The sequence below is a fragment of the Streptomyces virginiae genome, from assembly GCF_040638905.1.
In the GTDB taxonomy this organism is placed as follows: domain Bacteria; phylum Actinomycetota; class Actinomycetes; order Streptomycetales; family Streptomycetaceae; genus Streptomyces; species Streptomyces virginiae_B.
On sequence record NZ_JBEZYV010000002.1, the window covers coordinates 216,302 to 241,221 of the forward strand.

Here is a 24,920-nt window from a genome sequence, read left to right on the forward strand (position 1 = left end):
CCACCAGGTCGAGGGTCAAACGGCGGTCCGGACGTGGGGCCTGTGAGAGGGCGCGGGCGGTGATCCCGCGGCCGGGGATCCCGAGCCCCCCACCCCCGTGGGGGGGCTCCGATCCGGACGGGACCTCCCGTGCGCCTCCGGGTGCCGGGGCACCCTGCGAGGACGATCACAACGCTAGGGCCGGACGGCCTGCTCGACCCATGGCAGCAGACGTCAGCAAGGGGACCGAACGCGCCACGGGGGGACCCTCCACGCCGTATTGGGGACATCGGGACCCAAACTGCGCCGACCGGCTGGCATTGCGCGCTGCGTCTATGCTCACCCCCTGTGGTCTCGCATGCGCACCCGGGGACAACGTCCTCCGCCCTCACCCGCCTGAACGTCAATGCCGCACGCCTGCTCGGCATACCCCCGACCGGGTACGCGCACCTGCTGGGCATGGCACCCGAGCACCTCAACGACGACCTGTGCCGGCCCCCCGTCGTCACGAGCATCCGCATCGCGGAACTGGCGACCGCCCAGGCTCACTGGACCGAGGTGTCCCTGCTGATGGCGCAGCAGTCGGCCGTCGGGAGCCTCGGGGTCTGGGACTACCTGATCACCTCCGCGCCCACTCCCCTCGAAGGGATCCGGGACGCGGGGGTCTACCTCGCCACCGTCCTCGACACCAGCACGGACGACCTGCGGATCGCCGAGGACGGGGACCGTGTCACCCTCAGCCACCTCAACCGGGCCGATCTGGCCCACGAGGCGGCCTGCGCCGTCCGCGCCTGCGCGCTCGGCCTGTACCTGCGCCGCCTGGGCGAAGCCGCGCAGCGGCGTCTCGTTCCCCTCCACGTGGCGCTGGCCGCCGAGGCACCCCGGCGGCACGACGCGCTGATCGAGCTCTACGGCACCCGCAACATCGAGTTCGAGGCCCCGGTCAGCTCCCTCACCTTCCGCACCGCCGATCTGACCGCACCGGCGCCGCACGCCCAGCCCGGCCTGTCGGCCGTGCTGCGGCGGCACGCCGACCAGACCCTCGCCACGGCGGTACCGCTGCGCGACTGGCTGGACCTGTTCCGCAGCGCCCTGACCTCCGTCCAGGACGAAGCCGCCCCGGCCCTGGCCACCGTGGCGCGGCGGATGGCCGTCAGCCCGCGGACCCTCCAGCGCCGCCTCGACGAACACGGCACCACGTGGAGCACGGAGGTCGAGACGGTACGGCGGGACCACATCTCGCGGCTGCTGCACACCACCGATCTGAGCATCGAGGCGATCGCCGCCCGCAGCGGCTACGCCGACGCCCGCGCCCTGCGCCGGGCGGTCCAGCGCTGGTACGGGACCACACCCGCGGCCCTGCGCCGTGCCCCCTAAGGGCTGTCCCGTAATCCCCGGCGGGCGCACGACGACAGCCACGGCACCTCGCCGCGTTGTCGGAACGCCCGGATACGCCCAGTATCAGCACGCCACTCCGCCTTGCGATGCACCGCGTCTGACGCCGCGCGCTGATCCACCGGGGATTACGGGACAGCCCTTAGCCGGGTCGTCTCCTTCGGATCTTGTCGGCCGGGCAAGATCCGAAAGGGACCACCTGGTCAGCGGTTCAAGCGGCGCGTCCAGTCCTCCGGCACCCGGTCGGCCGGTCCCGGGGCAGGCTGGTCCGCGGGGTGGTCTCCCGGCGGGGCCAGTTGGGGCCCGGACTCGTACATCTCGTTGCCGTCGTAGTCCCAGAACCACTGCTCGCCCGGCTCGAAGCTCTGCACCAGCGGGTGTCCGGTGGCCTTCCAGTGGGCGGTGGCGTGCTGGGCGGGCGAGGAGTCGCAGCAGCCGACGTGGCCGCACTGGGCGCAGCGGCGCAAGTGGAACCACCAGCCGCCCACCGCGTCGCAGTCGGCGCAGCCGGTACCGGTCGGCGGGACGCTCGGGTCGATCCCCTTGATGTCGGTCATGCGGGCTCCTCGGCTGTCTCGGTTCCGGGCGCGCTCCGGGCGTTGCCGGCGCTTTCGGCGTTTTCGGTGCTTTCGGTGCTTTCGGTGCTTTCGGCGTTTTCAGGTTCCGGTGCGGTCAGCGGCAGCAGGACCTGGAAGCGGGTGTCGCCGGGGGCGGACTCGACCTGGAGGCTGCCGTGGTGCTTGTTGACCACGATCCGCCAGGAGATGTCCAGGCCCAGGCCGGTGCCCTCGCCGACCGGCTTGGTCGTGAAGAAGGGATCGAAGATGCGGCCGCGGATGTCGGCCGGGATGCCGGGCCCGGTGTCGCGGAACTCCACCAGCAGCCGCTCCCCCTCCCGTGCCGTGCGCACGGTCAGGGTGCCGTCGCCGCCGGTGCTCCCCATGGCGAAGACGGCGTTGTCGATGAGGTTGGTCCACACCTGGTTGAGCTCCGCCGGGTAGGCGGGCACGTCCGGCAGGGAGCGGTCGTAGTCCTTGACCACCCGCACCCGGGGGCCGATCTTGCCGGACAGCATCAGCAGCGTGCTGTCGAGGAGTTCGTGGACGTCGACGACCCGGTTGGGGGCCCGGTCGAGCTGCGAGTACTGCTTGGCGGCATCGACGAGGTGGGAGATGCGGGTGGTGGAGTCGTCGATCTCGTCCAACAACAGCTCTGTCTCAACGGTGTAGTTGAGCCAGCCGATGGCTCCCGGGAGGATGTCGTCGGCGACGGCCGCCGCGACCTGGTCCAGCCAGTCCACGTCCAGTCCCGCCTGGACGAAGGTCGGTGCGATCCGCCAGCCCTCGGCGATGCCGTGGTCGTCGAGCCAGTCGGCGAGCTCGTCCTCCCGGTCGGAGGCCTCCAGCGGGCTGAGCACCGTCGCTTTCGCGACGCGTTCCACCGTGCGTTCCTGGACATCGATGAGGTCGGCGATCGCCTCGCGGGAGTAGTCGCCCTGGGCGATGACGGCCAGCTTGTGCCGCATCTTGCCGACGCGTTCGCGCAGGGTCGCGGTGGCGCGGACGGCCGCCGCGGCCGGGTTGTTCAGCTCGTGGGTGAGGCCGGCGGACAACGAGCCGAGGGCCAGCAGCCGTTCGCGCTGCCCGATGGCCCGCTGGGTGTTCTTCGCGCCGAAGAAGAGCCCCTCCAGCAGGTGCGCGGCCATCGGGAACCACTCCTGCATGAAGTCCGAGAACGCCTGCCCGGGCAGCACGAAGAACCGGGTCGGCTCGGTCACCCGCATCGAGTTGGTGTACGTCTGGGGCACCCGGTCGCCCAGGTAGGCCTGCATGGCCCCGGCGTAGACCCCGCGCTGCGAGGTCCGGCTCACTTCGACGTCGTCGCCGCCGACCCGGCGGGACAGCACGACGGTGCCCTCGATCATCACGTAGAAGCAGGACGCCGGGTCGCCCTCGGTGTACACCGGACCCGCTTCGAAGCGTTCCACCCGGCCCTCGGCGCACAGCTGCCCCAGCTGCTGCGGGGTGAGCTTCTCGAACAGGAACAGCGAGGCGATCTCCTGCGGGTCGCAGTGCACGTACGTTCCGCTCATGACTGCTCCAGGTAGCGGTGGACGAGCATCACGGCCATGGCTCCCTCGCCGACCGCGGAGGCGACGCGCTTCGCGGACTGGGCGCGCGCGTCGCCCGCGACGAACACGCCGGGGATGTTGGTCTCCAGGTGGTAGGGAGGCCGCTCCAGGGGCCACTCGGCGGGCGGCCGCCCGTCGGGCGTGAGGTCGGGGCCGGCCAGGATGAAGCCGCGGTCGTCGCGCAGGACCGTGCCGTCCAGCCAGTCGGTCAGCGGGGCCGCGCCGATGAAGGCGAACATCCACTGCGCGTCGACGAGTTCCGTCGCGCCGCTGTCGACGTCCCGCAGGGCCAGCCGCTCCAGGTGCTCCTCGCCGTGGGCCGACTCGACAACGGTCCGGGTCCGCACCGAGATGTTCGGCGCCTCCTCGATCTGCTGGATCAGGTAGTACGACATCGAGGCCCGCAGGGACTCCCCTCGTACCAGCAGCGTCACCGACTTGGCGCCCCGGGAGAGGTACATGGCCGCCTGCCCGGCGGAGTTGGCGCCGCCCACGATGTACACGTCCTGGCCCTGGCAGGAGGCGGCTTCGGTGAGCGAGGAGCCGTAGTACACGCCGCGGCCGGTCAGGTCGTCGCAGCCCGGCGCCAGGAGCTGCCGGTAGGACACCCCCGTCGCCAGGATGACGCTGTGCGCGGCGACGGACGAGCCGTCGGAGAAGCGGACGACCCGGGCGGGGCCGTTGGCCTCCAGTCCCGTGACCTCGCGCGCGGTGAGGATCTCGGCGCCGAACCGGCCGGCCTGTCGGCGGGCGCGTTCGGTGAGCTGGGCACCGGACACGCCGTCGGGGAAGCCGAGGTAGTTCTCGATGCGGGAGCTCTGCCCGGCCTGTCCACCGGTCGCCGACCGCTCGACCAGGACCGTGCGCAGTCCCTCGGAGGCCCCGTACACGGCCGCGCCGAGCCCGGCCGGACCGCCGCCGATCACGACGAGGTCGTAGAAGTCTGCGGCCGGTGTCGTGGCGAGCCCGACGTGGGCGGCGAGGTCGGCCGCCTCGGGCTCGATCAGCACGGTGCACTCGGGGGTGACGACCAGGGGAAGCCGCCGTCCGTCGGCCCCGGCGGCCTCCAGCAGCCGCCGCCCCTCGGGCTCGTCGGAGGAGTACCAGCGGTACGGGACCTGGTTGCGGGCCAGGAACTCCCGTACCTGCGAGGAGCGCGCCGACCAGCGGTGCCCGACGACCTTGGTGGCGGGGACCGGCCGGTAGTCGCTGGACCGCCAGGCCGTGAGCAGGTCGTCCACGACCGGGTAGAGCTTCTCCTCGGGTGGGTCCCAGGGCTTGAGCAGGTAGTGGTCGAGGTCGACGACATTGATCGCGTCGATCGCCGCGCCGGTGTCGGCGTAGGCGGTCAGCAGCACGCGCCGGGCGCCCGGGTACAGGTGCAGGGCCTGTTCGAGGAACTCGATGCCGTTCATCTGCGGCATGCGGTAGTCGGCCAGGATCACCGCCACCAGGTCGCCCCGCAGCTTCAGCTCGCGCAGTGCCTCGAGCGCGGACTCGCCGGACTCGGCGCGTACGATCCGGTACCCGGCCCCGTAGTGGCGCCGCAGATCACGGGCTACGGCGCGGGAGACCCCGGGATCGTCGTCCACGGTCAGGATGACGGTCCGCGCTGGTTCGGCGGGCTGTGCCATGCGTCTCCCACGAGCGGCCCGGTCCGGCGGCGCGGCGAGCCGTACGCGCCGGTTCCCGCCCATCGTATGTTCGATCGACCGGATCCGCTCCGGTTCGCCACGGAGCGTGCGCCCCGGTGCACGCCGAGCGCCCGCCCGCCGGATCGCCCCGGCGGCCGCCGCAGGGTTCCGGGGCGGAGGGCCGCAATCACCCGACCGTGTGATCGGCGCGGCCCGCGCGGCGCCGGTGCGGCAGGGTGGTCGGATGCAGCTGCGCCGGGCCCTGCCCCTGACACTTGCCGCGCTCGTCATGTCCTCCGGGTGCGTGACGGTGCATCCCGCCCCCGCGACGGACGCTCCCCGGCCGGCGCCCGCGCCGGCCGAGGAGCCCGGGCAGCCGCGAGAACCCGCCGCTGCCGCCGGGCCGTTGGTGCGGCTGCCGGCGGTGGGGGCCGCGGAAGCGGCGCCGGAGGCGACCGGTCCCGCGGCCGTACCGGCGTCGGCGCCCCGCCGGGCGGCTGCCGGCGCACCACCGCACCGGCCGGCGCTCCCGCCGCGCAGGGCCGCACCACCCAGGGCCGCGAAAACGGGGAAACAGGCGAAGCCCGCGCCCCGGACGAAGGCCCGCCGGCAAGCGGGGGCACCGGCGAAGTCCCGCCCCGCACCGGGGCGTTCGTACGACATGGCTCCCCTGTGCGAGGCCGCCAAGGGCACGGTGTCGCCGGCCATCGTGGCCCTTTGCCGCTGAATTGGGTGGATCCGCCCGCTCCCCGATACCTACAGTGACGGCTGACCCCGTCATCGAGCCGGAGCGGATCATGCGCACCCACTATCCCCGTACGCCTCACCTGCCCTGGTCGCCCGGGGCATCGGCGGACGACGTGCGGGCCGTCGGACTGACCGGGCTGACCGGACGCGAGGTCGTGGTCACCGAGAAGCTCGACGGGGAGAACACCACGCTGTACGCGGACGGGCTGCACGCCCGCTCGCTCGACTCCGGGCACCACCCCTCTCGGGCCTGGGTCAAGGGCCTCCAGGGGCGGATCGGGCCCGGCATTCCGGCCGGGTGGCGGGTGTGCGGGGAGAACCTCTACGCCCGGCACTCGATCCCGTACGAGGACCTGGAGAGCTGGTTCTACGGGTTCTCGGTGTGGGACGGGGAGCACTGCCTCGACTGGGACCGGACCGTACCGTTCCTGCGGGGGCTGGGGGTGCCCGCCCCGCGTGTGCTGTGGCGCGGCACCTTCGACGAGCGCGCGCTGCGCAAGCTGAAGCTCGACACCGCCCGGCAGGAGGGCTACGTCGTGCGTACGGCCGCGGGCTTCTCCCGTGCGGACTTCGGGCGGTGCGTGGCCAAGTGGGTGCGGGGCGGCCACGTGCAGACCGACACCCACTGGATGTACGCGGAGGTCGTGCCCAACGGACTCGGTCCGGCGGCCCCGTTGTGGGCGGTCCGCTCGGGGGCCGAGCCGGATGCCGCGGCCCTGTCGGCCGCCGTGGGCGCGGACGCGACCGCGGACACCGACCCGGACGGGAACGCGGACGGGGACGGGGACAGGGACAGGGACGCGGTCGCCGAGGCCGCCGCCCGGATCGACGCGTCGGGGCGGACCGGCGACGACCGGCTGGCCGGGGTGCTCGCCGCCGTGCTGCGCCGCGCACCGCGTGCCCGGGTCGCCGCGCGGCTCGCGGCGGGGCCGGCCGGGATGGGGCTCGCGCGGCGGGTCGGTGACCTGCTGGGGCTGTACCCGTACCTGCAGCGGCCGTTCCCCGACGCGGACCGGCGGGCCGGCCTCGTACGGATGGCCGCAGCGGCGGATCTGGGAGTGCTGCACGCGCTCGCCGGGGCGCTGGCCGACGGCCCTGGGGCGCGGGAGTACGTCGAGTGGTCCGCGCTGTGGGCCGAGGAGGCGGGGCTGCTCGGCGGCGCCGATCCGCTTCGGTCACTGCGCGCCGCGCTGCGCGAGCCCCTCGCCGGGCTGGACCCGGCCGCGGCCGACCGCTGCTGGGCGGAGGCCCGGCGCGCGTTCGCGCACGGCCGGATCTCGGGATCCTCGGTGGAGGAAGCGGTGGCGGCCACGTGGCAGTGGCGCGACGGATCGTTTCCGCGGCTGGTGCAGCTGTGCGGCCCCTCGGGCAGCGGGAAGAGCACCTTCGGCCGTGGGCTGCCCGGTGTCGACACGTACATCGGTCTCGACGACCTGCGCACCGCCCGGGGTTCGCGTACGGACCAGCGGGCCAACGCGGAGGTGCTGGGCGAGGGCCTGGAGCGGCTCGACGCCGCCCTGGCCCGCGGCGGGACGGTGGTGTGGGACGCCACCTCGCTCACCGACCAGCAGCGCGGGCTGGCCGGTTCGGTGGCGCGCCGCCGTGACGCCCTGGTCACGCACGCCGTGGTACTGGTCGAGGAGGCGGAGCTGGTGCGCCGCAACGGCGTGCGCCCGCATCCGGTGCCGCCGCAGGTGCTGACCTCGCAGCTGCACCGGTTCAGCCCGCCGTACGCGGGCCAGGCGCACCGTACGTGGTACGTCGGCGCGGGCGGGCACGTGGAGGACACGGCGGGCGCCCTCGCGCCCGGCACGGCGACGGCAGGCGGAGGCGGCGGCGATGCGCACCAGTGAGCAGCTCTACCACCAGGTCCTCTGGGACCCCCGGTTCGATCCGGCGCGGTTCGTCCTCGGCCTGCTCCAGCGCGGGGCGGCGCCCAAGCGGGTGCCGCTGCCTTCCTTCGTGCCTGGCGGGGACATCCCCTGGCACCGGGTGCTGTTCGTCGAGGCCGACGGCGAGCTGGTGTGGGACCGGGCCACCGGCGTGGACCTGATCGACGTGACGGCCTCGGGCCGGGTCCGTGATCCGCGCCTGCTGCGGGCCCCCTTCTTCACCGCGCGGACCCCGTACGCGTGGGATCCCTCGGGCGGCGGTGGATGGTGTCCCGCGCAGGCCGAGCCCGTGGACACGGCGGCCGCACCGTCCACGGTGCGGCTGCTGACCTGGAACACGCTCTGGGACCGCTACGACGCCCCGCTCATCGCTACCGCCCGGCGCAGGCCGCGCCTGCTGGACGACCTGGCCGTCGCGGACGCCGACGTCATCGCGCTGCAGGAGGTCGAGCCGGAGCTGCTCGGCCTGCTGCTGGCGGCGCCGTGGGTGCGGGCCGGGTACACCCTGGGCACGGATCCCGGCGGCCCGGACGTGGCCGAGTGCGGGCTGCTGGTGCTGAGCCGGCTGCCGGTGCGGGAGGCGGGCCTGCACGTGTTCCGCGCGCACAAGGCGGTCACCGCCGTGACGGTGGACACGGCGGCCGGACCGCTGGTCGTCGCCGCCACTCACCTGACCAGCGACCACACCGAGAACGGGCACCAGCGGCGGGAGGCCGAACTGGCCCGGCTCGCGGAGGGCCTGGGCGGCGTCGAAGCCGGTGTGGCCCTGCTGGGCGACTTCAACGACGGCCGGCACGGGGCCGAGGGGCCCGCCCCCGCACTCGGTATGCGGGACGCCTGGTGCGAGGTGCACGGGGCGGCGGACGCCACGCCGACCTTCGACCCGGTGGCCAATCCGCTGGCCGCTGTGGGTTCGCTGACGGGGCGCTCCGCCCGGCTGGACCGGATCCTGCTGGGTTCCACCCCGGCCCGGGTGACGCGGGCGGCGCTGCGCGGCGACTCCCCTGCTGCCGACGGTCTGTTCCTCTCCGACCACTTCGGGGTGGAGGCGACGGTGGAGTTCGCAGCGCCGGGTGCGGGACCGGCGCGGCTCGACGTGCCGGCGACGGTGCGGACGGCGGTGGCGTGGCTGCCGCCGCGTCTGCCGGACGCGGTACGGGAACTGCGCCGCGCCCACGACCCGGCGCACGGGCGCTGGCCCGCGCACGTGAACCTGCTCTTCGGCTTCGTGCCGGAGTCCTCCTTCGCCGAGGCCGTCCCGCTGCTGGCCGAAGCGGCCGCCGGGACCGCGCCGTTCGAGGCCCGGCTGGAGGGCGTGCACAGCTTCGGGCACCGTGAGGACGCCACGCTCTGGCTGGACCCGGCGGCGGCCGGTGAGGCGCCGTGGCAGGAGCTGCGGGGCGCGCTGGCGGAGCGGTTCCCCGGATGCCGCGGGCGTTCCGGCGAGTACCGGGGCTACACCCCGCATCTGACGCTCGGGCGCAGCGGCGACCCGCAGCGGGCGGCCCGGGAGTTCGCGGCGCGCCTCGGCGGGGCGGTGCCCGCGCGGGTCGGGGAACTCGCCGTGCTGTCGCGGCGCGGGGACGGACCGATGCGGGTCCGTGCGAGGGTGGCACTGGGCACGGGCGAGGTGCGCTGGGCGCCTGAACCCCTGCCCGAAGCCCTTGCGGGGACCGGGGACGAGCACGCCGAGTCGGTCACGGCGCGGATCGGCGCCGCGCTGCCCGGCGCGCGGGTGCACGTGGCCGGCTCGCGCCGGATGGGCTGCGAGCTGCCGGGGGCCGACCTGGACCTGGTGGCGGCGGTCCCGGGCCCGGTGGATGTCGCCCGGGTCCGCGACCGGGTGGCGGCCGCGCTGCCGCTCGCCCGGGGGTTGCGCGAGGTGCCGGGGGCCCGGGTGCCGGGCCTGCGCTTCCGTGTCGGTGCCCTGTCCGTGGACCTGGTGGTGGTCTCGACCGGCGAGCTGGATCCGGCGCGGGCGGTGGAACGGCGGGCGGAGCTGGGTGAGGCGGCCGCCGTCGCGCTGAGCGCGGTGAGCGACGCCGACGCCGTACGGGAGGCGGTGGGTGCGGAGCATGCCGCCTTCGCGGGGCTCGCACGGCGGGTGAAGGCGTGGGCGCGGGCCAGGGGGCTGGACTCGGCGCCGTTCGGGGGCCTGCCGGGGCTGGCCTGGGCGGTCCTCGCGGCGCGCACGGTCCGGGAGGCGGGGGCGCTGCCGCCCGACGCCCTGGTGCGGGAGTTCTTCGGGCGGTGGGCCGCCTGGGACTGGCGCGAGCCGGTCGCGCCGGCGGACCCGCCGGCCCCGGGGCCGGACCCGGTCACGGTCCTCACCCCGTCGGAGCCGGTGCGCAGTTGCACCGCCCAGGTGACACCGGGCCTGCGGGACCTCCTGGTGCAGGAGCTGTACGGGGCCTGGGAGCTGCTGGAGTCGGGGGCGGCGAGGGACGTCCTGGCCGCGGCTGCGGCCGCGCCCGCCCCGCACCGGCGGCACGCCGCCTGGGCGGTGGTGACCGTACGGACGGCCGAGGAGGAGTTCGAGGAGGTACGGGGCCGGGTGCGCGGGCGGCTGCGGGCGCTGCTCGGCGCGCTGGAGGAGGCCGGTGTCACCGACGCGCACGCCTGGCCCCGCCCGTTCGAGTCCGCGCCGGGCCTCGCCCGGTACGCGATCGGCCTGGGGGCCGCGCCGCCGGACGCGGCGCGGCTGGCCGAGGCGGCCGCCCCCTGGGGGGCGGGCCTGCACGGGGTCGAGGTGTCCTGGGCGGCGGGCGGTGAGGTACCGGACCTGGGCGCCTGAACCGCCGGCCGGGGGGCGGGCGGTTCAGGCGCTGATCCAGGGCGTGTCGGCCACGTCCCGCCGGCGTGGCGGGGCGGGGCGGCACGCACGGCCCCCGGGCGGCCGACGCTGCTTCGCGGACGCTCCCCAGGGGGTCAGACCTCGATGATGATCTTTCCTGCGGTGTGGCCGCCCTGGCTGAGCTCGAAAGCGGCCGCCAGCTCGGCCAGCGGGAAGGTCTTGGCGACGGGCACCTTCAACTGTCCGCTGTCGGCGAGCCGGCCCAGCTCGGCAAGGTCGCTGCCGACGGGGCGGACCCAGATCCACTCACCGCCGGAGCCGAGGACGCTGGGGTCGGCGATGGACGCGTGCCGGCCGTCGTCGTGGAGGACCTCGCGGGTGACGCCGCCGACCCCGCCGACGAAGTCCGCGACGACGGTGGGCCCGTCGGGCACGAGGGCGCGGACGCGTTCGGCGAGCCCGTCGCCGTATTCGACGGGTTCGGCGCCGAGTTCACGCACCCGGTCGTGGTTGCGGGGGGACGCCGTGCCGATGACGCGGGCACCCAGCGTGCGGGCGATCTGCACGCCGAGGGAGCCGACGCCGCCGGCGGCGCCGTGGATGAGGACGGTGTCGTCCTTGCCGGTGCCCAGGCGGGTGAGCAGCTGGTAGGCAGTGAGCCCGGCGAGCGGGAGCCCGGCGGCCTCGGCCCAGCTCAGCGACGCGGGCTTGTGCGCGAGGGCGCGTACGGGCACGGTCACGAACTCGGCGAAGGTCCCGCCGTGCACGTAGTCCTTGCGGGCATAGGCGATGACCTCGTCGCCCTCGGCGTACTCGGGAACGTCGATGCCGACCTTCTCGACCGTGCCGGAGACGTCCCAGCCGGGGACGACGGGGTAGACGACGTCCATCAGGGGGTCGAGCCCACCCGCCATGATCTTCCAGTCCACGGGATTGACGGCGGCGCACTTGACTCGCACGAGGACCTCGCCGGGGCCGACCTTGGGCAGCGGCAGCCGCGTCTCGGAGAGCACCTCCGTCCCGCCGTACGTCTCGTACGCCATCGCCCGCATGGTTTCCTGGCTGCCCCGGCCCGACTCGGACATGTCCCCGACCTCTCCGTGTGCTGATGGAATCCACCTGCCCTCCATCCCACCACGCACACGGCGCCCCGGCCGGTCGGACACGACCGGCCGGGCCGCGACCGTCACCCTGTGTCGCCCCGCAGGGGCCGCAAGGGGATGGTCACTCGTACTCGGTGCCGCCCTTGCGGGTCAGGTAGGCGGGGCTGACCGCCTTGGCGATGGCGCGGCCGCCCACGACCGGGCTGTACCGCTCGGACGCCGGGCGGATGACCACGCCCTCCCGCAGGTGCACGGCGCGCCCGGACACCGTCTCGCGGCCGCTCGCGTGCTCCAGCACCGTGTCCAGGTCGTACGGGCCCTCGTACAGCCTCGGCACCAGCGGGAGTTCGCCGTCCGGCAGGACGGTGGACGGGTCCAACCAGCGGACCTGTCCGTCGATCTCGGCGGAGACGTCGAAGACGGCGTACCCGGGCGGGGTGTCGGCGGTGCGTACGTCGGTGCCGTAGGCCAGGTCCTGGACGCCCGCGCCGTACACCTCGGCGAAGATCCCGATCCGCGTCGCGCCGAGGCGCTCGGCCAGAGCCTCGGCGACGGCCGCTACACCGTGGCCGCGCACCGCGCGCCAGTAGAGGTTGCGCTCGTCCTCCTTGAGGGCGAGTCCCTTCGCGCCGAAGCCCTTGGAGGAGACGATGGAGCGTCCGCCCTCGACGACGTAGGTGTACAGGCTGGCCGTTCCGTGCAGCTTCTCGGTGAGGACGACGGGCTCGCCGGGCTCGAAGATGTGCGGATAGCGCTGGAGGTTCTCGATGTCCACCCACGGCATCAGGTCGGCGGCGGCCTCGACGTCGCCGCTCATGGTGGTGGGGATGGGCGGGGCCCATTTGGTGATGCCGAGCAGCTCGGCGAAGTCCGTGCCCTCCTTGGCCGCCTGTACGAGGTCGACGCCGGCCAGCGCGCGGGGCCGGCACACCAGGCCCTGCGAGAGTTCGCCGCGCAGCCGGACCGCCTTGACCCGGTCGGCGGAGCCGCCCGCGAGCCGCCCGGTGAGGCCCAGTTCCTCGATCAGCCCGGGCGGCAGCACGGCCTGTTCGGGTATGTAGAGCGCGAAGTCGCCGCTGCGGTAGGCACCTTTGGCGATCACGGCGCGGTAGAGGCCCACCTGGGCCAGTTCCAGAGCGTCGGCGTTCGGGTGCTCGTGGACGGTCAGCTCTTCGGCTGTGACGCGCAAGGTCGACATGGTGTGCTCCAACGGGTCGTCATGAACGGTACCGGTACGCGCACTTGCGGCCGCCAAGTCGTGCGGCGCATCGGTGACTCCACTGTCCGTCCGGGCATTTCCGCTGGTCCAGTGATTATCCCGGTGTTAGCCTGCCGCACCGTGCGACGCGAGGGGCGCCCGCACGCGCCCGCTCCACGTTCCGCGTCCCACGGGAGGTCCACATGTCACGTCGTCCGGTCACCGTCGTCACCGGCGGCAGCAGGGGCATCGGCGCGGCGACCTGTCTGCGGCTGGCCGCCGACGGGCACGATCTGGTGCTGGGTTACGTCCGCGACGAGGCGTCGGCGGACGCCGTCGCCGGGCGGGTGCGGGCTGCCGGGGCCCAGTGTGCGACCGTGCGGGTCGACACCGCCGAGGAGTGCGCGGTCGAGCGGCTCTTCGACATCGCCGGCGCAGAAATCGGCACGGTGACGGGCCTGGTCAACAACGCCGGGGTGACGGGTCCGCTGGGTCCGCTCGCCGACGCCCGGACCGAGGACCTGCGCCGGGTGGTCGAGGTGAACCTCCTCGGGTACCTGCTGTGCTGCCGCCGGGCCGCCCGCGACATGGCGGAGTCGGGGGGCGGGGCGATCGTGAACGTCTCGTCGGCGGCCACCACCCTGGGCAGTCCCGGGGAGTACGTGCACTACGCGGCGACCAAGGCGGCCACCGACGCGCTGACCATGGGGCTCTCCAAGGAGCTCGGTCCGCACGGGATCCGGGTGAACGCCGTGGCGCCCGGCACCATCGAGACCGACATGCACGCCGCCATGGGCGACCCCGACCGACCGGCGCGCATCGGGGCCGAGACCCCGCTGCGGCGGCCCGGCCGGCCCGAGGAGATCGCCGGGGCGATCTCCTGGTTGCTGTCCCCGGACGCCTCGTACACGACGGGGACCGTGCTGCGGGTCGCGGGCGGCCGCTGAACCGCGGGGCGCGGGGTGCGGCCCTGGGGAGTGTCCGCAAAGTGGCGTCGGCCGCCCGGAGGGCCGCCGCGTCGGCGGGTTTTGCGGACACGGCCGTAGGCCGTTCCTCTTTCGGATCTTGTCGGCCGCGCCCGCGTTGTCCGGTGCCGTGCCTCGCAGGGCGGAGGAGTTCGCCGTGTACTGGACTCTGCCGTCGTGCGCCCGCCGGGGATTGCGGGACAGTTCTCAGCCCATGGCCGCCTGGGTGTTCGGCCCGTAGACGCCCTGGGGGTCGCCCTGGATGGACCGGTCGCGCTGGAGCTGGCCGACACCGCGCTTGGTCTGGCCGTCGTAGACGCCGGTGACGGAGACGTACGTGAACCCCTGACCGTAGAGCATCTCCTGCAGGGCGCGCACCTCGGGCCCTCTGTCGCCCATGCGCAGGGTCACGTACGCCTTCGACGGCCGCGGGGCCGACGTGCTCGGGTCCGGTTTCGCGGCCGGGCTCGTCGTCGCGTCGGTGGCCGAGGCCCGGGCCGACGGGTCGGCGGACCGGACGGACGGCGTGGGACGGGATGATTCGGTGCCGGCGTCCCCGCCGCGGGCCGGAAGCGCCGGCACGGACAGGTTGGCCGGCGGCTCGGCCCGGGGCGGCTGCGGATCGGGCCCGTTCAGCAGGAGCACGAGGGCGCCGACGCCCGCGAGCCCGAGCACGGTGACCACGGTCAGCGGGAGCCGGCTGCGGCGGCGGGCACCGCCGGAATGCCTGGCTCGGCGAGTGGCGGCCGCAGGAGCCGAGGCGGGCACGGTCGCCGGTGTGGCAGCTCTGGCGTCCGGGCCGTGCGCCAGGCCGTGCACCGGGCCGTGCTCAGGGCCGTGCGCCGGGCCGTGCGCCGGGCCGTGCGCCGGGCCGTGCGCCGGGCCGGGGAAGGCGAAGGGCCCGCTCTGCGGCCAGGGCGAAGCAGCCGCTCGGGGCGGCGGGCCCGAGGGGGCGACGTACGGGCGTACGAACAGGGCGTCGTCGGGGGCGACGAGCCCGCTCTCATCAGGATGCTGGGACATGGCGGTCTCCCGGCGGGGACGGGGGCCGGCGCGGCGGTGCGGTGCCGGCCCCCGCCCGGCCGGTCAGGCTCTCCGCCGCCGGGCGGCGGGAGCCTGGGCCGCGCCGGCGCCGGGGGCGCCGGGCGTGCCGAGTGCCGGAGAACCGCCGATCGCGGGTGGGGCGAGCGGTGAGCGAACCGGTATCGACATGTGAGGCATCTCCGGGGTGCGGCTCGAACTGTGGTTCTTGATCGGGCGCACTCTCGCCGTCCGGCCCGGGCCGGGTCAAGCCGGATGTCCGATCTGCTCCGGTCCACCCGGTCTGTCGGGTGCGATCCGTCAGCCGAGGCGGCCGGGCCGGCGGCGGATCGCCGTGGCCCGGACGGTGAAGGGCGGACAGGAGCATCAGGGCGGCTCCGCCGAGCGGGGCGGCCGGGGCGGAGATGCCGTCGACCGCGAGGCCGCCGAAGAGCGCTCCGGCCGCTATCGCGAGGTTGAACACGGCCACCATGAGCGAGGTGGCCGCCTCCGTCGCGGCCGGGGCGGCTTTGATCATCCAGCCCTGCACGCTCACCGAGACCCCTCCGTAGGCGAGTCCCCAGGCGAGCAGCAGCGTCGTCCCCGCGACCGGCCCGGGCAGCACCGCGATGAGCGCGAGGATCACGGCGAGGGCGACGCTGATGACGAGCAGCGTCCGGTACGCGTCGCGCGCCCCGGCCAGGAAGTTGCCCGCGACGCCCGCGACGCCGTAGCCGAGCAGCAGGGTGCTGACGAGGCCGGAGTCGATGCCGGAGACGTCCTGGAGGATCGGCCGTACGAACGTGTAGGCGGCGAACTGCCCGGTCACCACGAGGAAGGTGACGGCCACCCCGGCGCGGACGGCACGGTTCTCGCGGAGCAGCGCGGGCAGTTCGGGGAAGGTGATGTGCCGGGACGGCGGCAGCGGGGGCAGCAGCAGGACCAGGGCGGTCAGCGTGACGAGGCCGAGTGCGCCGACCGCGGCGAAGGCGGTGCGCCAGCCTCCGTGTTCGCCGAGCAGGGTTCCTGCGGGAACGCCGAGCACGGAGGCGGTGGGCACGCCCCCGAAGACGAGCGCGGTGGCCCGGCCGACGTGGCGCTCGGGGACGAGCCGGACGGCGAGTCCGCCGGCGACGGCCCAGAACCCGCCGACGCCGACGCCGACGAGCAGGCGCGCCGCCAGTACGACCGCGAAGCTGGGGGCGACGGCGGCGGCGAGGTTGGCGGCGGCCGTCAGCGCGATGAGCACGCACAGTACGAGTCGCCGGTCGAGGCGCCCGGCTCCGACGGTGACCAGCGGCGCGCAGAACCCGGCGACCAGGCCCGGGACGGTGACCATCAGCCCGGCGGTCCCGTCGGACACCCCGAGGTCGGCTCCGACCGGGGTCAGCAGGCCGACGGGCAGCAGCTCGGAGGTGATGAGGCAGAAGATGCCGAGGGCGACCGCGCACACGGCCGCCCAGGCCTTCCACGGGGCGGGGGTGGGGGTGGGCGCAGGCGCAGGCGCGGGCGCAGGCGCGGGGGCGGTTCCGCTGCCCGGTCCGGCTCCCGGCCGGCCGGGTACGGCTCCCGCGGAAGGGGGAGGCGCGGATTCGCGGGAGCTTGCGGACTCGGGGGACGGCGCGGGGCTGCCGGGCGCGGCGTCTGCTGTCATGGATCGGTACTCCGTACGGGTCGATCGGCGGGCAGGACTCGGCCGCACGGGGCGCCGGAGGTCGCGCCTCCCCCGCCGCCCGTACGTGCGGGCCAATCTCCCACACGCCGCGGCCGTTCCCGCCGGCGCCCGGTGTCACCCGGACGCGTGAGGCGGGGAGCGGAACGCGCCGGGCCGTACGGCAAGGTGGTCGGATGCAGTTACGCCGGGCCCTGCCCCTCTCCCTCGTCGCGCTCCTCGCGAGCGCCGGCTGTGTCTCCGTCGGCGCGCAGGACCCGGCTCCGGCTGCGGCTCCGCCCCCCGTACGGGGATCCGTGCCGCCGGCCGGCGCACCCGTGCGGCCCGCGCGGCCGGGTCTGCCCCTGGGGGAACTGCCCGCGGCCGCCCCGCCCGAGCCTGCCCCGGACGCCGGACGGGGACCGGCCGCGGATCCGGACCGGGCTACGGCCCCGGCCTCACCCCGTGGGCGGGCGCACGCGAAGCAGGCGGCCCCGCCCCGGCGGACACGGCTGCCCGGGTCCGTGACCGCCCACCCGCGCCGGCGAGCGGCGCCGCCGCGCCTGGACGAGCTGTGCGCGGCCGCCGACGGGGTCGTACCGCCGTCCATCGTCGACCTGTGCCTGCGGCAGTACGACCGCTGACCTCAGCCGCCGTGGACACGCCCCAGGGGACGTGTCCGGGAGCCGCAGGCGCGGGCGCAGCGGCGGGCCGTGTCGCGGCGTGCGGTGCGCAGCCGGTGCAGGGTGGTGTGCCCGCGCCGCTTCCACTCGCCGCGCGGCAGGGCGGCCCGCTGGCCGCCGCCCGCGATGAGGGCGTTGACGGGGGTCATCGGGTCGGCGGCCATCGCCTTGGCGAACAGGACGCCGACCACGAGCGGGACCAGGGCCACGGCAAGGGCCGAACCCCATTCGACCAGCGTCGGCGCTGCGGGGAATCGGGGCGGATACTCAGGCCGTTGGGCGTGAGGTACTCAGACGGGCGGGTGGTGGGGTGATGACGGATCCGGGGCGGGGCTTCGAACCGGCGACCGGCGACGGTGCCGAGGCGCCGTCCGGGCGGCGGGAGGCCGAGCTGCGCACCGCGTACGAGGGGCTGCTGCAGATCCGCCGTCTGGTGAACGGCCCGGCGGGCGCGGCGGTTCCCGCACCGTGGGAGGTGCGGCAGCTTCAGCGCGCGGTGGCCCTCGTCCTGGAGGCGGCGGGGATCCCGCCGTCGGCGCTGGACGGGGAGGGGCGCCGTACGCGCACGGGCTACCGCGTGAGGGCCGCCGGGTCCGGGCCCGCGGCGGGGGCGGGGCCGGTGGAGGTGACCTGGGCCGGCCCGCCGGGTAGTGGCGCGGCGGAAGAGGAGCAGGAGCGGCTGACGGCCTGCGCGGCCGTGTTGGAGGAGCTGGGCTGGGTGTGCCTGCTGTACCGGGGCCCCCGCCGGCGCCGGTTCCTGGAGGTGGAGCCCCCGCGCTGACCTCGTCGGTCCGCGACGTGATCCGGTGGCCCGGGACCCGGGCGCACGGCGAGGCGGGCGCGACGGGCATGCGCGAAGCGCAGGCGGCAGTCCTCCGGCGTCCTGGCCGGCGCTCACGCGTAGCGGTCGGCGAGGGCGGTCACCGTTTCGGCGAGGGCGCGGCGCAGCTCGGGAGGGCCGAGTACCTCGGCCTCCGTGCCCAGGCGCAGGAGGTCGCCGACGGCGACGGCCTCGGACTCGACCGCGATGGCGACCAGGACCCAGCCGTCCGCGTCCGGTGGGCCGGCGTCGGCGAGGGCCCGGGTGCCGGCCGCCCCGAACTGCATCGGCAGCAGCAGCCGGCCGCGCGGGGAGAGGCGCAGCTGCGCGGTCTGCCGGTGGAGGGCGGCGTCCAGGCGCCTGGTGGACTCCTGCCAGTACGCGGCGAGTTCGAAGCCGGCGGGCCGTTCGAAGCCCTCCTCGGCGGTGTCCACCGCGAGGAACCGGGCGACGCGGTAGGTCCGTACGGCATCCTCCTCGACCCCGGCGACCAGATACCAGATGCCGCCCTTGAGGACGAGGCCCAGCGGGTGGAGCCGGCGTCGCACCTCGCCGCGCCAGCGGCGGTAGTGGGCGTGCAGGACCCGCTGGTCCCAGACGGCCTGGGCGATCCGCGCGAGGTGCGGGACGGGGTCGGCGTCCCGGAACCACGCGGTGGCGTCGAGGTGGAAGCGGTCCTGGATCTGCCGGGCCCGGCCGGCGAGCTGGGCGGGGAGCGCGGCCTGGAGCTTCAGCTGGGCGGCGGCCAGGTCGGCGCCGAGCCCGAGGTCCTGCGCGGGTCCTGGGGCGCCGGCCAGGAAGAGCGAGCCGGCCTGGGTGTCGGTGAGGCCGGTGAGGCGGGTGCGGTAGCCGTCGGCGAGCCGGTAGCCGCCCGCCGGGCCGCGGTCGGCGAGGACGGGGACGCCCGAGGCGCCGAGCGCGTCGATGTCGCGGTAGACGGTGCGCACGGACACCTCCAGCTCGGCGGCGAGTTCGGGGGCGGTCATCCGGCCGCGGTTCTGGAGCAGCAGGAGCAGGGAGAGGAGCCGGTCGGCGCGCATGGGAACCATTCTCGCCGTACCTGACAGAAGGTGTCAGGTACGGCTGCCAGCCTGGGTCGCGCAACGCCGGGCGGAGGGACCGTCCGGCCGGCCGAGAGGACCGTCATGCCCACGCCCGTAGAAACCCGTGGCCGCTTCACCTTCGCCGACTGGGAGGAGAATCCCGTCGGACCGTCGGCAGTGACCCCTCGGCTCGCCCACGCCCACGTCACCAACACCTTCACCGGTGGCGTCGAGGCGGCCGGCACCAGCTGTGACTACACGATCGCCTACACCGGGGAGAACACCGGGCGTTACAGCGGTATGGAGGTGCTGTCGGGCAGCGTCGACGGCCGCAAGGGCAGCTTCGTGCTGGAGGAGCGCGGCTCCTTCGACGCGGGCGGCACCGTCTGCCGCTTCGAGGTGGTGCCCGGTTCCGGCACCGGGGACCTCGTGGGCCTGACGGGCTCCGGCGGCTTCACCCACCGCCACGGAGACACGTCCGTCGAGTACGCCTTCACGTACGCCCTGGCCTGAGAGCCCGCGCCGGCGCACCGCCGCCGCCCGTCCCGGACATGCCAGGGGGCGCGGACCGTTGTGGTCCGCGCCCCCTGCGTCCGGACGCGCCTCAGGTCACGGCGCGCCGAAGGTGAGGGCCAGCTGCGGCGTGCCGTCGTTGGCCTGCGCCTCGGAGGACCACAGCCACAGGGCGTCCGTGCCGGAGCTGCTCAGTGCCAGGCCGAGGCTGCCGCCGAGCGCCGCCGCGACGGATCCCGTCGTCAGCGTGGCGGTGTGCACGGCCGAGCCGTCCGGGAGGCCCGGGTAGGCGCCGAGGGCCGGACCGCCCAGCGCGGGGCGGTTGTTGTACGTCGTCGCGCCTTCGCTCCACGAGCCGGTGACCGGGACGACGGAGACGGTGTCCGTCGTCCCGGCGCCGCTCATCGTGCTCGTCTTCACGCTGAGGGTCGCCAACTTCAGCACCGTGCCCGCGGGCGCCGCCGGCAGGTCGAAGCGCAGGTAGCTCGCGTAGAACGAGGTGCCGCGCACGGCGAGCGAGGACGAGGTGCCGTAGGTGGTCCCGGGAGCTCCCGCGTTGGCGTAGGTGTCCTCCGCGGCGGTGACCTGGACCACCGAGTCGGCGGGGGCGGTGGCCAGGGCGTAGTGGTTGTGCACCTGTGCCGCGCTCAGCACGGTCGGGTAGACGGCGCTCTCGTCGAGCTGTCCCGCCCACATCTCGCTGGTCGGGCGGTCGGGCCAGCCTCCGAGGCTGTCGCCGCCCGCGTGCCAGTAGCCGGAGTAGTTCTCGTGGCCGGTGACGGCGAGGGTGCCGCGCTGGACGCCGTCCACGTAGAGGGTCATCCCGCCGGGGCCCTGGGTCGCGACGGCGTGGTGCCACTGGTTGTCGTTGTACGCGCCGCTGGTGGTGAGGGTGCGGGTGGCGCCGGTGTACACACCGAAGACCAGCCGGCCGTCATTGGTCATGTACAGGTGCTTGTCGTACTGGTTGCTGCCGCGGTCCTGGTTGCTGCCGAAGCCGAAGAGCTTGCCGCCGCGGGTGGTGTTCGTCCTGAACCACGTCTCGACGGTGTAGGCGCTGCCGACCGTCTGCCGCTTGTCCGCGTGGATCCGTGAGTCCGTGCCGTTGAAGCCGATCGCCGTGCTCGCGCCGGAGACGGCGCCCGGGGTCTGCCGCAGGGCGGGGGCGTTCAGGTGCACGCCGTTCTGGTTGCCGCCGGCCGAGGAGTCCGCCACGTAGGGCAGGACCGGGTCGTCGTAGCGCCAGTACAGCTGGGCTCCGTCGGCGCGGACCCGGCTGGGATAGCTTTCGGTGCCGGTCGGGACCGTGACAGCGGCCGTGGCGGACAGGGCGCTGGTGTTGCCGGCCGCGTCGGTGGCCGTCACCCGGTAGGTGTACGACTGGCCCGCGGTGACGGTGGTGTCGGTCCAGGAGGCCTGCGGGCGCTTGAAGAAGAGCGAGTCCGCCGCGATCGTGGCGATCGGCGTGGCCGCGCCGTTGCGGTAGACGCGGTAGGTCAGCGCGCTGTCGTCGAGGTCGAGGCTGGTGCGCCAGCGCACCTGGACCTCGCCCGGCTTGAAGCCTGCCGCGCTCACCACGGGCACGGTGGGTGCGCCCGTGTCCCCGGTGGAGGCGAACCGTGTCAGGCTCTGCTGCGCCGCGCCGTTGACGGTGGTGAACTCACCGCCGACCCACAGGTATTCGACCCCGCTCTTCGAACCGACCGCCATCGTGCGCGGGCCGATGCCCTCGCCGATGCCGTCGTTGGTGTCGGGGGCCCAGCCGAGCTTGCCGGTGCCGCTGGTGGGCTGGGCGAGCAGGTGGTGGCGCTGGCCGTCGGGGAACTCCCCCACACCGGAGCAGTCGTGCGCGTGCGAGGCGCTGTAGAGGACGTTGCCGTACGGCAGCACGGCCTGGGTGGCGCCCAGGCAGGTGTCGCGCCAGCGCTGGCCGAAGCCGGGGAGGTCGAGCGCGATCCGGCCGTCGAAGACGCCGCCGCCGGTGCCCTCGTTGGCGGTGTAGAAGCCGGTCGCGTCGGTGGCGATGTCTTTGACGACGGAGTTGGTGTCGATGAAGCCGGGGTAGGACTTGGTGAGCGCGCCGCTCGTGGCGTCGACGACGGCCAGGGCGTGGCTGTTCGTGCCGTTGACGGTGAAGAAGTCCCCGCCGAGGACCACCTTCTCGCCGTCGGGGGTGACCTCTACGGCGCGTCCGGGCTCGTCGGCGTCGGCGGTGAAGGGCTTGAGCGCCCCGTCGGTGGCGCCGACGGCGGCGAACCGCTGGCGCGGCTGCCCGGCGACGGTGAGGAAGTCGCCGCCGGCGTAGACCGTGTCGCCGGTGACGGCGAGGGCGCGGACGGTGGCCGCGAAGGCCGGCCGGAAGGCCGTCTTCACGGTGCAGCTCGCCACGTCGATGGCGGCGAGGCTGGAGACCGCGGTGCCGTTGACCGCGCCGAAGTACCCGCCGGCGTAGAGGGTCGACTTGTCCGGTGAGAGGGCCAGCGCCCGGACCGTCGCGGTGCCGGACGCGATGGTGAAGGACAGTTGGCAGGAGGTCGGCGCGCCCGTGGCGGCGTCCAGCGCCACGAAGTTCACGGCCTGCTGCTCGCTGCCGGCGCCGCCCGCGGGCGGGCGCACGGTGGAGAAGGTGCCGCCGGCGAAGACCTGCCCGCCGGCCGCGGCGAGGGCCCATACGACGCCGTTGGGCTGCCAGGTGGACAGTGCGTCGGCGGTGAAGGCCACGGGCGGGGTGAGTGCCGCCGCCTGCGGGGCGAGGACGAGGCCCAGCCCTGCTCCGGTTCCGGTCAGGGACAGGGCGAGAGTAACCGCCAGCCCACGGGATCTGCGCATGAACCCCCCAGTTCGGTGTGCGGTGCGACCGTGGGGCACGGTCGGCGGGTCATGGCCGGAAACCGCCGTACATACATACGGCCACGCCCATGCTTACGGCGCACCCTAGAGCGAATCGGCGATCGGTTCACCCCTCTTGACGCATTGGATGCCCAACCTGACGGGGCTTGGCGCGGACGTGCATGCGCTCCCCCCGGCGCCCGAACAGGCTCAGGATCTCCACGGGGCGCCCGTCGGCGCTGGTGAACCAGTGCGGCAGCCGGGTGTCGAACTCGGCCACCTCCCCGGGGCCGAGGACCAGGTCGTGCTCGGCGAGGCCGAGCCGCAGCCGACCGTCCAGCACGTACAGCCACTCGTCGCCCTCGTGCGTGCGCGCGGCGGCACCCGGTCCGGCACCGCCCGCAGGACGGCACGCGCGCACAGGACGGTACTCACCCCGCCCCTGGACCCGGCAGGGGGCGGCACAGCAGCGCGGCCGGGGACGGGCGAGAGGCGACCCGGGTCGTGAAGGCGATGCCCGCCGCGTACTCCGTCTCCGCCACTGCCGTGGCCCGGCCGGACCCACCGGATCCGGCCGCCCGCACCCGCTCACGCAAGGTCACCCTGCGGAAACGGCCCCGCGCGGCGCCGCGCCCCTCTACCGTGCCCTGAGGGACGGGGCTCGGCAGCGGAGGGCGGGGCGGATGAACGAGGAAGAGGACATGCGGCTGGCGGGGATGACGCCGGAGGTCTCCCGCCGCACCCTCGTCATGCTGCGCGGCCTCGCGGGCCTGGAGCCGCCCGAGCAGGTCCCGGAGGAGGCCATGGTCGTTGCCGACGCGATCCTGGCCGAGTACGGCACCGACGGGCTACGGGTCCTGGTGATGACGCTGGCGGCCTGGGCCACGGCCCAGATCGAGAACGTCGCCGAACTGAGCGGCCGCAGCCACGAGGCCGTACTGGACGCGATGGAGCTGGCGTGCATGGAGGCGAACGCGGAGGACTAGCGGCGGACTGGCGGCGGACCGCGTGCGCGGTCCCGGCGGCGAAGAAAGGGGCGTCGCGGGCCGATCCGGATCGGGCCGCGTCGGCGACACTGGGAGCAGCAGGAGCGTCGCGGGGGGTCCGATCGGAGGCCGTCGTGAGCACACCTTCCCCCATCCGAATGGCCGCAGTGTTGTCCACGGAGCACCGTGGACGGCTGATGGCGCAGGCCCGTGAGGTGAATTTCCCGGAGAACGCGCGGATCTTCGACGAGGGCCACCGGGCGAAGTCCTTCTGGATCGTGCGCTCGGGCACGGTGACCCTGGAGGTGCCGGTGGCCGGCCGCCGGCCCGCGCAGGTGGAGAACCTGGGCCCCGGCGAGCTGGTCGGCTGGTCCTGGCTGTTCCCTCCGTACGTGTGGCAGCTGGGCGCGGAGGCGATGACGCCGGTGCGCGCGTACGAGTTCGACGCGGCGGCCGTACGGATGCTGATGGACGCCGATCCCGCCTTCGGGTCCGCGGTCGGGCACTGGGTCGGTCGCGTGCTCGCGGCGCGGCTCCAGCAGACGCGTACCCGGCTGCTGGACCTGTACGCCCCGCGCCTGGGCGCGACCGGCTGACCTTGGCCCGCCGGAGGCCATGCCCACCCGGGGGCGCCGGCGGCCATGGCGCCGCGCTCACGCGCCCGCACGTGATCAGGAGGGCAGCGGTGGTCCGCTGCCGGATCTGCCGGCCTCGGCCGCCGGCCTCGGCCTCGTTGAACGTGGCGGGGTGCCGGACGGGGGGCTGGCGAGATGCGCCCCGGCAGCTCCGTTTCGGGCGGATGACGGCGGGCCTCCGCATGTTTCGGGGAGGTCTCCGGGTCGGTGTTCGGCCGATTCGGCCGCTCGCAGCCGCACAGGTCACACCTCCGCCACGGCTGCGGTCTGCACTCATCCGCACACGATCAGTGACGGAAAATAGAGGTCCGAACGGGCGTTCGCGGCTCCCGTCGGCAAGACTCTGTCCGCTATCCGAAACACCAACCCAAGGGAGTGTTCGAAATGCGGTCCATCGCAAGGGGTCTCGGACTCGGTTCCGCCGCCATGGCGCTCACCGCGCTCACCGCGCTGGCCTGGCCCGGGACGGCCGGCGCGGCGCCGGCCGGCGCGCAGAGTCCGTACGCGCCGTCCGCGCTGGTCCTCAGCGTGACGGCCGGCCCGGACGCAGACACCGGCACGGTGCTGCGGGCGGTGACGCTCGTCTGTGCGCCCCGGCCCGGCGGGACCCACCCCAACCCGTCGGCCGCGTGCCGTGAGTTACGCGCGGCCGGTTCGCAGCTCGACCCGCTGGCGGCACCCGCCGCCGACGCCGTCTGTACCAGGGAGTGGAACCCGATGACGGTGACGGCCGACGGGGTCTGGCAGGGCCACCGGCTCAGCTACACGTACACCTTCGCCAATCCGTGCGGCCTGCGGAACACCGCGGGCGCGCTCTTCGGCTTCTGATACCGCGTGACGCGACGGACCGGGCGGCGCCGTGCGACCGCCGCCCGGCCCGCAGCGGTCGGTCCCCTCAGCGG

Annotated in this window: 20 protein-coding genes and 1 pseudogene; 10 read left to right on the forward strand and 11 right to left on the reverse strand. The window is 74.7% G+C overall.

Going from position 1 to position 24,920, the window contains the following annotated elements:
- The first annotated feature begins 327 nt into the window (after nt 1-327).
- Complete coding sequence (locus tag AB0F82_RS04490) at nt 328-1,356, forward strand: helix-turn-helix domain-containing protein (protein WP_362623930.1); 1,029 nt, start codon at nt 328-330, stop codon at nt 1,354-1,356.
- Between the two features lie 221 nt (nt 1,357-1,577).
- Here AB0F82_RS04490 and AB0F82_RS04495 read toward each other — a convergent pair whose 3' ends face one another.
- Genes AB0F82_RS04495 through AB0F82_RS04505 form a run of 3 tightly spaced genes read right to left on the reverse strand, consistent with a single transcriptional unit; the run spans nt 1,578 to nt 5,139 of the window.
- Nucleotides 1,578-1,931, reverse strand: a complete 354-nt coding sequence (locus tag AB0F82_RS04495) for a UBP-type zinc finger domain-containing protein (RefSeq protein ID WP_356814371.1) — start codon at nt 1,929-1,931, stop codon at nt 1,578-1,580.
- Nucleotides 1,928-3,466, reverse strand: a complete 1,539-nt coding sequence (locus AB0F82_RS04500; RefSeq protein ID WP_362623933.1) for an ATP-binding protein — start codon at nt 3,464-3,466, stop codon at nt 1,928-1,930. Before AB0F82_RS04500 ends, AB0F82_RS04495 begins: the two co-directional genes overlap by 4 nt.
- Nucleotides 3,463-5,139, reverse strand: coding sequence for an FAD-dependent oxidoreductase (locus tag AB0F82_RS04505; RefSeq protein WP_362623936.1), 1,677 nt, complete (start codon nt 5,137-5,139; stop codon nt 3,463-3,465). The genes AB0F82_RS04500 and AB0F82_RS04505 overlap by 4 nt, the downstream gene beginning before the upstream one ends.
- A 797-nt stretch (nt 5,140-5,936) precedes the next feature.
- Between AB0F82_RS04505 and AB0F82_RS04510 the strand changes: the two genes are divergently transcribed.
- Both AB0F82_RS04510 and AB0F82_RS04515 read left to right on the forward strand, forming a co-directional pair.
- Nucleotides 5,937-7,739, forward strand: a complete 1,803-nt coding sequence (locus AB0F82_RS04510) for an RNA ligase family protein (protein WP_362624398.1) — start codon at nt 5,937-5,939, stop codon at nt 7,737-7,739.
- Entirely contained in the window at nt 7,726-10,572 is a 2,847-nt protein-coding gene (locus AB0F82_RS04515) for a poly(A) polymerase (protein ID WP_362623939.1), read from the forward strand. The genes AB0F82_RS04510 and AB0F82_RS04515 overlap by 14 nt, the downstream gene beginning before the upstream one ends.
- 134 nt (nt 10,573-10,706) lie before the next feature.
- On the opposite strand, the gene AB0F82_RS04520 is transcribed toward AB0F82_RS04515, so the two are convergent.
- Nucleotides 10,707-11,624 (reverse strand): NADP-dependent oxidoreductase, encoded by a 918-nt coding sequence (locus AB0F82_RS04520; protein ID WP_362624400.1) that lies wholly within the window; start codon nt 11,622-11,624, stop codon nt 10,707-10,709.
- A 172-nt stretch (nt 11,625-11,796) separates the two neighbouring features.
- A complete protein-coding gene (locus AB0F82_RS04525) occupies nt 11,797-12,873 on the reverse strand; it encodes an RNA ligase (ATP) (protein ID WP_362623942.1) in 1,077 nt (358 codons plus the stop codon).
- A gap of 203 nt (nt 12,874-13,076) precedes the next feature.
- On the opposite strand from AB0F82_RS04525, the gene AB0F82_RS04530 reads away from it, so the two are divergent.
- On the forward strand, nt 13,077-13,820 hold the full coding sequence (locus AB0F82_RS04530; RefSeq protein ID WP_362623943.1) for an SDR family NAD(P)-dependent oxidoreductase: 744 nt from the start codon (nt 13,077-13,079) through the stop codon (nt 13,818-13,820).
- Nucleotides 13,821-14,045: 225 nt separating this feature from the next.
- Here AB0F82_RS04530 and AB0F82_RS04535 read toward each other — a convergent pair whose 3' ends face one another.
- Together AB0F82_RS04535 and AB0F82_RS04540 are read right to left on the reverse strand one after the other, a co-directional pair.
- Nucleotides 14,046-14,861 (reverse strand): peptidoglycan-binding domain-containing protein, encoded by an 816-nt coding sequence (locus AB0F82_RS04535; protein WP_362623946.1) that lies wholly within the window; start codon nt 14,859-14,861, stop codon nt 14,046-14,048.
- Nucleotides 14,845-16,512, reverse strand: coding sequence for an MFS transporter (locus tag AB0F82_RS04540; RefSeq protein WP_362623949.1), 1,668 nt, complete (start codon nt 16,510-16,512; stop codon nt 14,845-14,847). Before AB0F82_RS04540 ends, AB0F82_RS04535 begins: the two co-directional genes overlap by 17 nt.
- Nucleotides 16,513-16,706: 194 nt before the next feature.
- Between AB0F82_RS04540 and AB0F82_RS04545 the strand changes: the two genes are divergently transcribed.
- Complete coding sequence (locus AB0F82_RS04545; RefSeq protein ID WP_362623951.1) at nt 16,707-17,153, forward strand: hypothetical protein; 447 nt, start codon at nt 16,707-16,709, stop codon at nt 17,151-17,153.
- 2 nt (nt 17,154-17,155) lie between these two features.
- Here the strand turns inward: AB0F82_RS04545 and AB0F82_RS04550 are convergent, their stop codons facing one another.
- Nucleotides 17,156-17,401, reverse strand: a complete 246-nt coding sequence (locus tag AB0F82_RS04550; protein ID WP_436842032.1) for a hypothetical protein — start codon at nt 17,399-17,401, stop codon at nt 17,156-17,158.
- 104 nt (nt 17,402-17,505) lie between these two features.
- On the opposite strand from AB0F82_RS04550, the gene AB0F82_RS04555 reads away from it, so the two are divergent.
- Nucleotides 17,506-17,973, forward strand: a complete 468-nt coding sequence (locus tag AB0F82_RS04555) for a hypothetical protein (RefSeq protein ID WP_362623954.1) — start codon at nt 17,506-17,508, stop codon at nt 17,971-17,973.
- A gap of 113 nt (nt 17,974-18,086) precedes the next feature.
- Here the strand turns inward: AB0F82_RS04555 and AB0F82_RS04560 are convergent, their stop codons facing one another.
- The gene (locus tag AB0F82_RS04560; RefSeq protein WP_362623957.1) at nt 18,087-19,052 is read right to left on the reverse strand and encodes a helix-turn-helix transcriptional regulator; all 966 of its coding nucleotides are present in this window, start codon (nt 19,050-19,052) and stop codon (nt 18,087-18,089) included.
- A 105-nt stretch (nt 19,053-19,157) separates the two neighbouring features.
- Here AB0F82_RS04560 and AB0F82_RS04565 point away from each other — a divergent pair, with 105 nt between their 5' ends.
- Nucleotides 19,158-19,568, forward strand: coding sequence for a DUF3224 domain-containing protein (locus AB0F82_RS04565; protein WP_356812780.1), 411 nt, complete (start codon nt 19,158-19,160; stop codon nt 19,566-19,568).
- 96 nt (nt 19,569-19,664) lie between these two features.
- Here the strand turns inward: AB0F82_RS04565 and AB0F82_RS04570 are convergent, their stop codons facing one another.
- Both AB0F82_RS04570 and AB0F82_RS04575 read right to left on the reverse strand, forming a co-directional pair.
- A complete protein-coding gene (locus AB0F82_RS04570) occupies nt 19,665-22,397 on the reverse strand; it encodes a LamG-like jellyroll fold domain-containing protein (RefSeq protein ID WP_362623961.1) in 2,733 nt (910 codons plus the stop codon).
- A gap of 127 nt (nt 22,398-22,524) precedes the next feature.
- Nucleotides 22,525-22,770: pseudogene (locus AB0F82_RS04575) on the reverse strand (cupin domain-containing protein); the annotation flags it as partial.
- A gap of 310 nt (nt 22,771-23,080) precedes the next feature.
- Here AB0F82_RS04575 and AB0F82_RS04580 point away from each other — a divergent pair.
- From AB0F82_RS04580 to AB0F82_RS04590, 3 genes are all read left to right on the forward strand, one after another.
- The gene (locus AB0F82_RS04580) at nt 23,081-23,383 is read left to right on the forward strand and encodes a hypothetical protein (RefSeq protein ID WP_356812782.1); all 303 of its coding nucleotides are present in this window, start codon (nt 23,081-23,083) and stop codon (nt 23,381-23,383) included.
- Between the two features lie 158 nt (nt 23,384-23,541).
- Complete coding sequence (locus tag AB0F82_RS04585) at nt 23,542-23,979, forward strand: Crp/Fnr family transcriptional regulator (RefSeq protein WP_362623963.1); 438 nt, start codon at nt 23,542-23,544, stop codon at nt 23,977-23,979.
- 423 nt (nt 23,980-24,402) lie between these two features.
- Nucleotides 24,403-24,846 (forward strand): subtilase-type protease inhibitor, encoded by a 444-nt coding sequence (locus AB0F82_RS04590; protein WP_362623966.1) that lies wholly within the window; start codon nt 24,403-24,405, stop codon nt 24,844-24,846.
- Nucleotides 24,847-24,920 lie beyond the last annotated feature (74 nt).

Coding starts and splice junctions, on each gene's coding strand:
- AB0F82_RS04495 (WP_356814371.1), bottom strand. CDS start 1,931: ATGACCGACATCAAGGGGATCGACCCGAGCGTCCCGCCGACCGGTACC.
- AB0F82_RS04500 (WP_362623933.1), bottom strand. CDS start 3,466: ATGAGCGGAACGTACGTGCACTGCGACCCGCAGGAGATCGCCTCGCTG.
- AB0F82_RS04505 (WP_362623936.1), bottom strand. CDS start 5,139: ATGGCACAGCCCGCCGAACCAGCGCGGACCGTCATCCTGACCGTGGAC.
- AB0F82_RS04510 (WP_362624398.1), top strand. CDS start 5,937: ATGCGCACCCACTATCCCCGTACGCCTCACCTGCCCTGGTCGCCCGGG.
- AB0F82_RS04515 (WP_362623939.1), top strand. CDS start 7,726: ATGCGCACCAGTGAGCAGCTCTACCACCAGGTCCTCTGGGACCCCCGG.
- AB0F82_RS04520 (WP_362624400.1), bottom strand. CDS start 11,624: ATGCGGGCGATGGCGTACGAGACGTACGGCGGGACGGAGGTGCTCTCC.
- AB0F82_RS04525 (WP_362623942.1), bottom strand. CDS start 12,873: ATGTCGACCTTGCGCGTCACAGCCGAAGAGCTGACCGTCCACGAGCAC.
- AB0F82_RS04530 (WP_362623943.1), top strand. CDS start 13,077: ATGTCACGTCGTCCGGTCACCGTCGTCACCGGCGGCAGCAGGGGCATC.
- AB0F82_RS04535 (WP_362623946.1), bottom strand. CDS start 14,861: ATGTCCCAGCATCCTGATGAGAGCGGGCTCGTCGCCCCCGACGACGCC.
- AB0F82_RS04540 (WP_362623949.1), bottom strand. CDS start 16,512: ATGACAGCAGACGCCGCGCCCGGCAGCCCCGCGCCGTCCCCCGAGTCC.
- AB0F82_RS04545 (WP_362623951.1), top strand. CDS start 16,707: ATGCAGTTACGCCGGGCCCTGCCCCTCTCCCTCGTCGCGCTCCTCGCG.
- AB0F82_RS04555 (WP_362623954.1), top strand. CDS start 17,506: ATGACGGATCCGGGGCGGGGCTTCGAACCGGCGACCGGCGACGGTGCC.
- AB0F82_RS04560 (WP_362623957.1), bottom strand. CDS start 19,052: ATGCGCGCCGACCGGCTCCTCTCCCTGCTCCTGCTGCTCCAGAACCGC.
- AB0F82_RS04565 (WP_356812780.1), top strand. CDS start 19,158: ATGCCCACGCCCGTAGAAACCCGTGGCCGCTTCACCTTCGCCGACTGG.
- AB0F82_RS04570 (WP_362623961.1), bottom strand. CDS start 22,397: ATGCGCAGATCCCGTGGGCTGGCGGTTACTCTCGCCCTGTCCCTGACC.
- AB0F82_RS04580 (WP_356812782.1), top strand. CDS start 23,081: ATGAACGAGGAAGAGGACATGCGGCTGGCGGGGATGACGCCGGAGGTC.
- AB0F82_RS04585 (WP_362623963.1), top strand. CDS start 23,542: ATGGCCGCAGTGTTGTCCACGGAGCACCGTGGACGGCTGATGGCGCAG.
- AB0F82_RS04590 (WP_362623966.1), top strand. CDS start 24,403: ATGCGGTCCATCGCAAGGGGTCTCGGACTCGGTTCCGCCGCCATGGCG.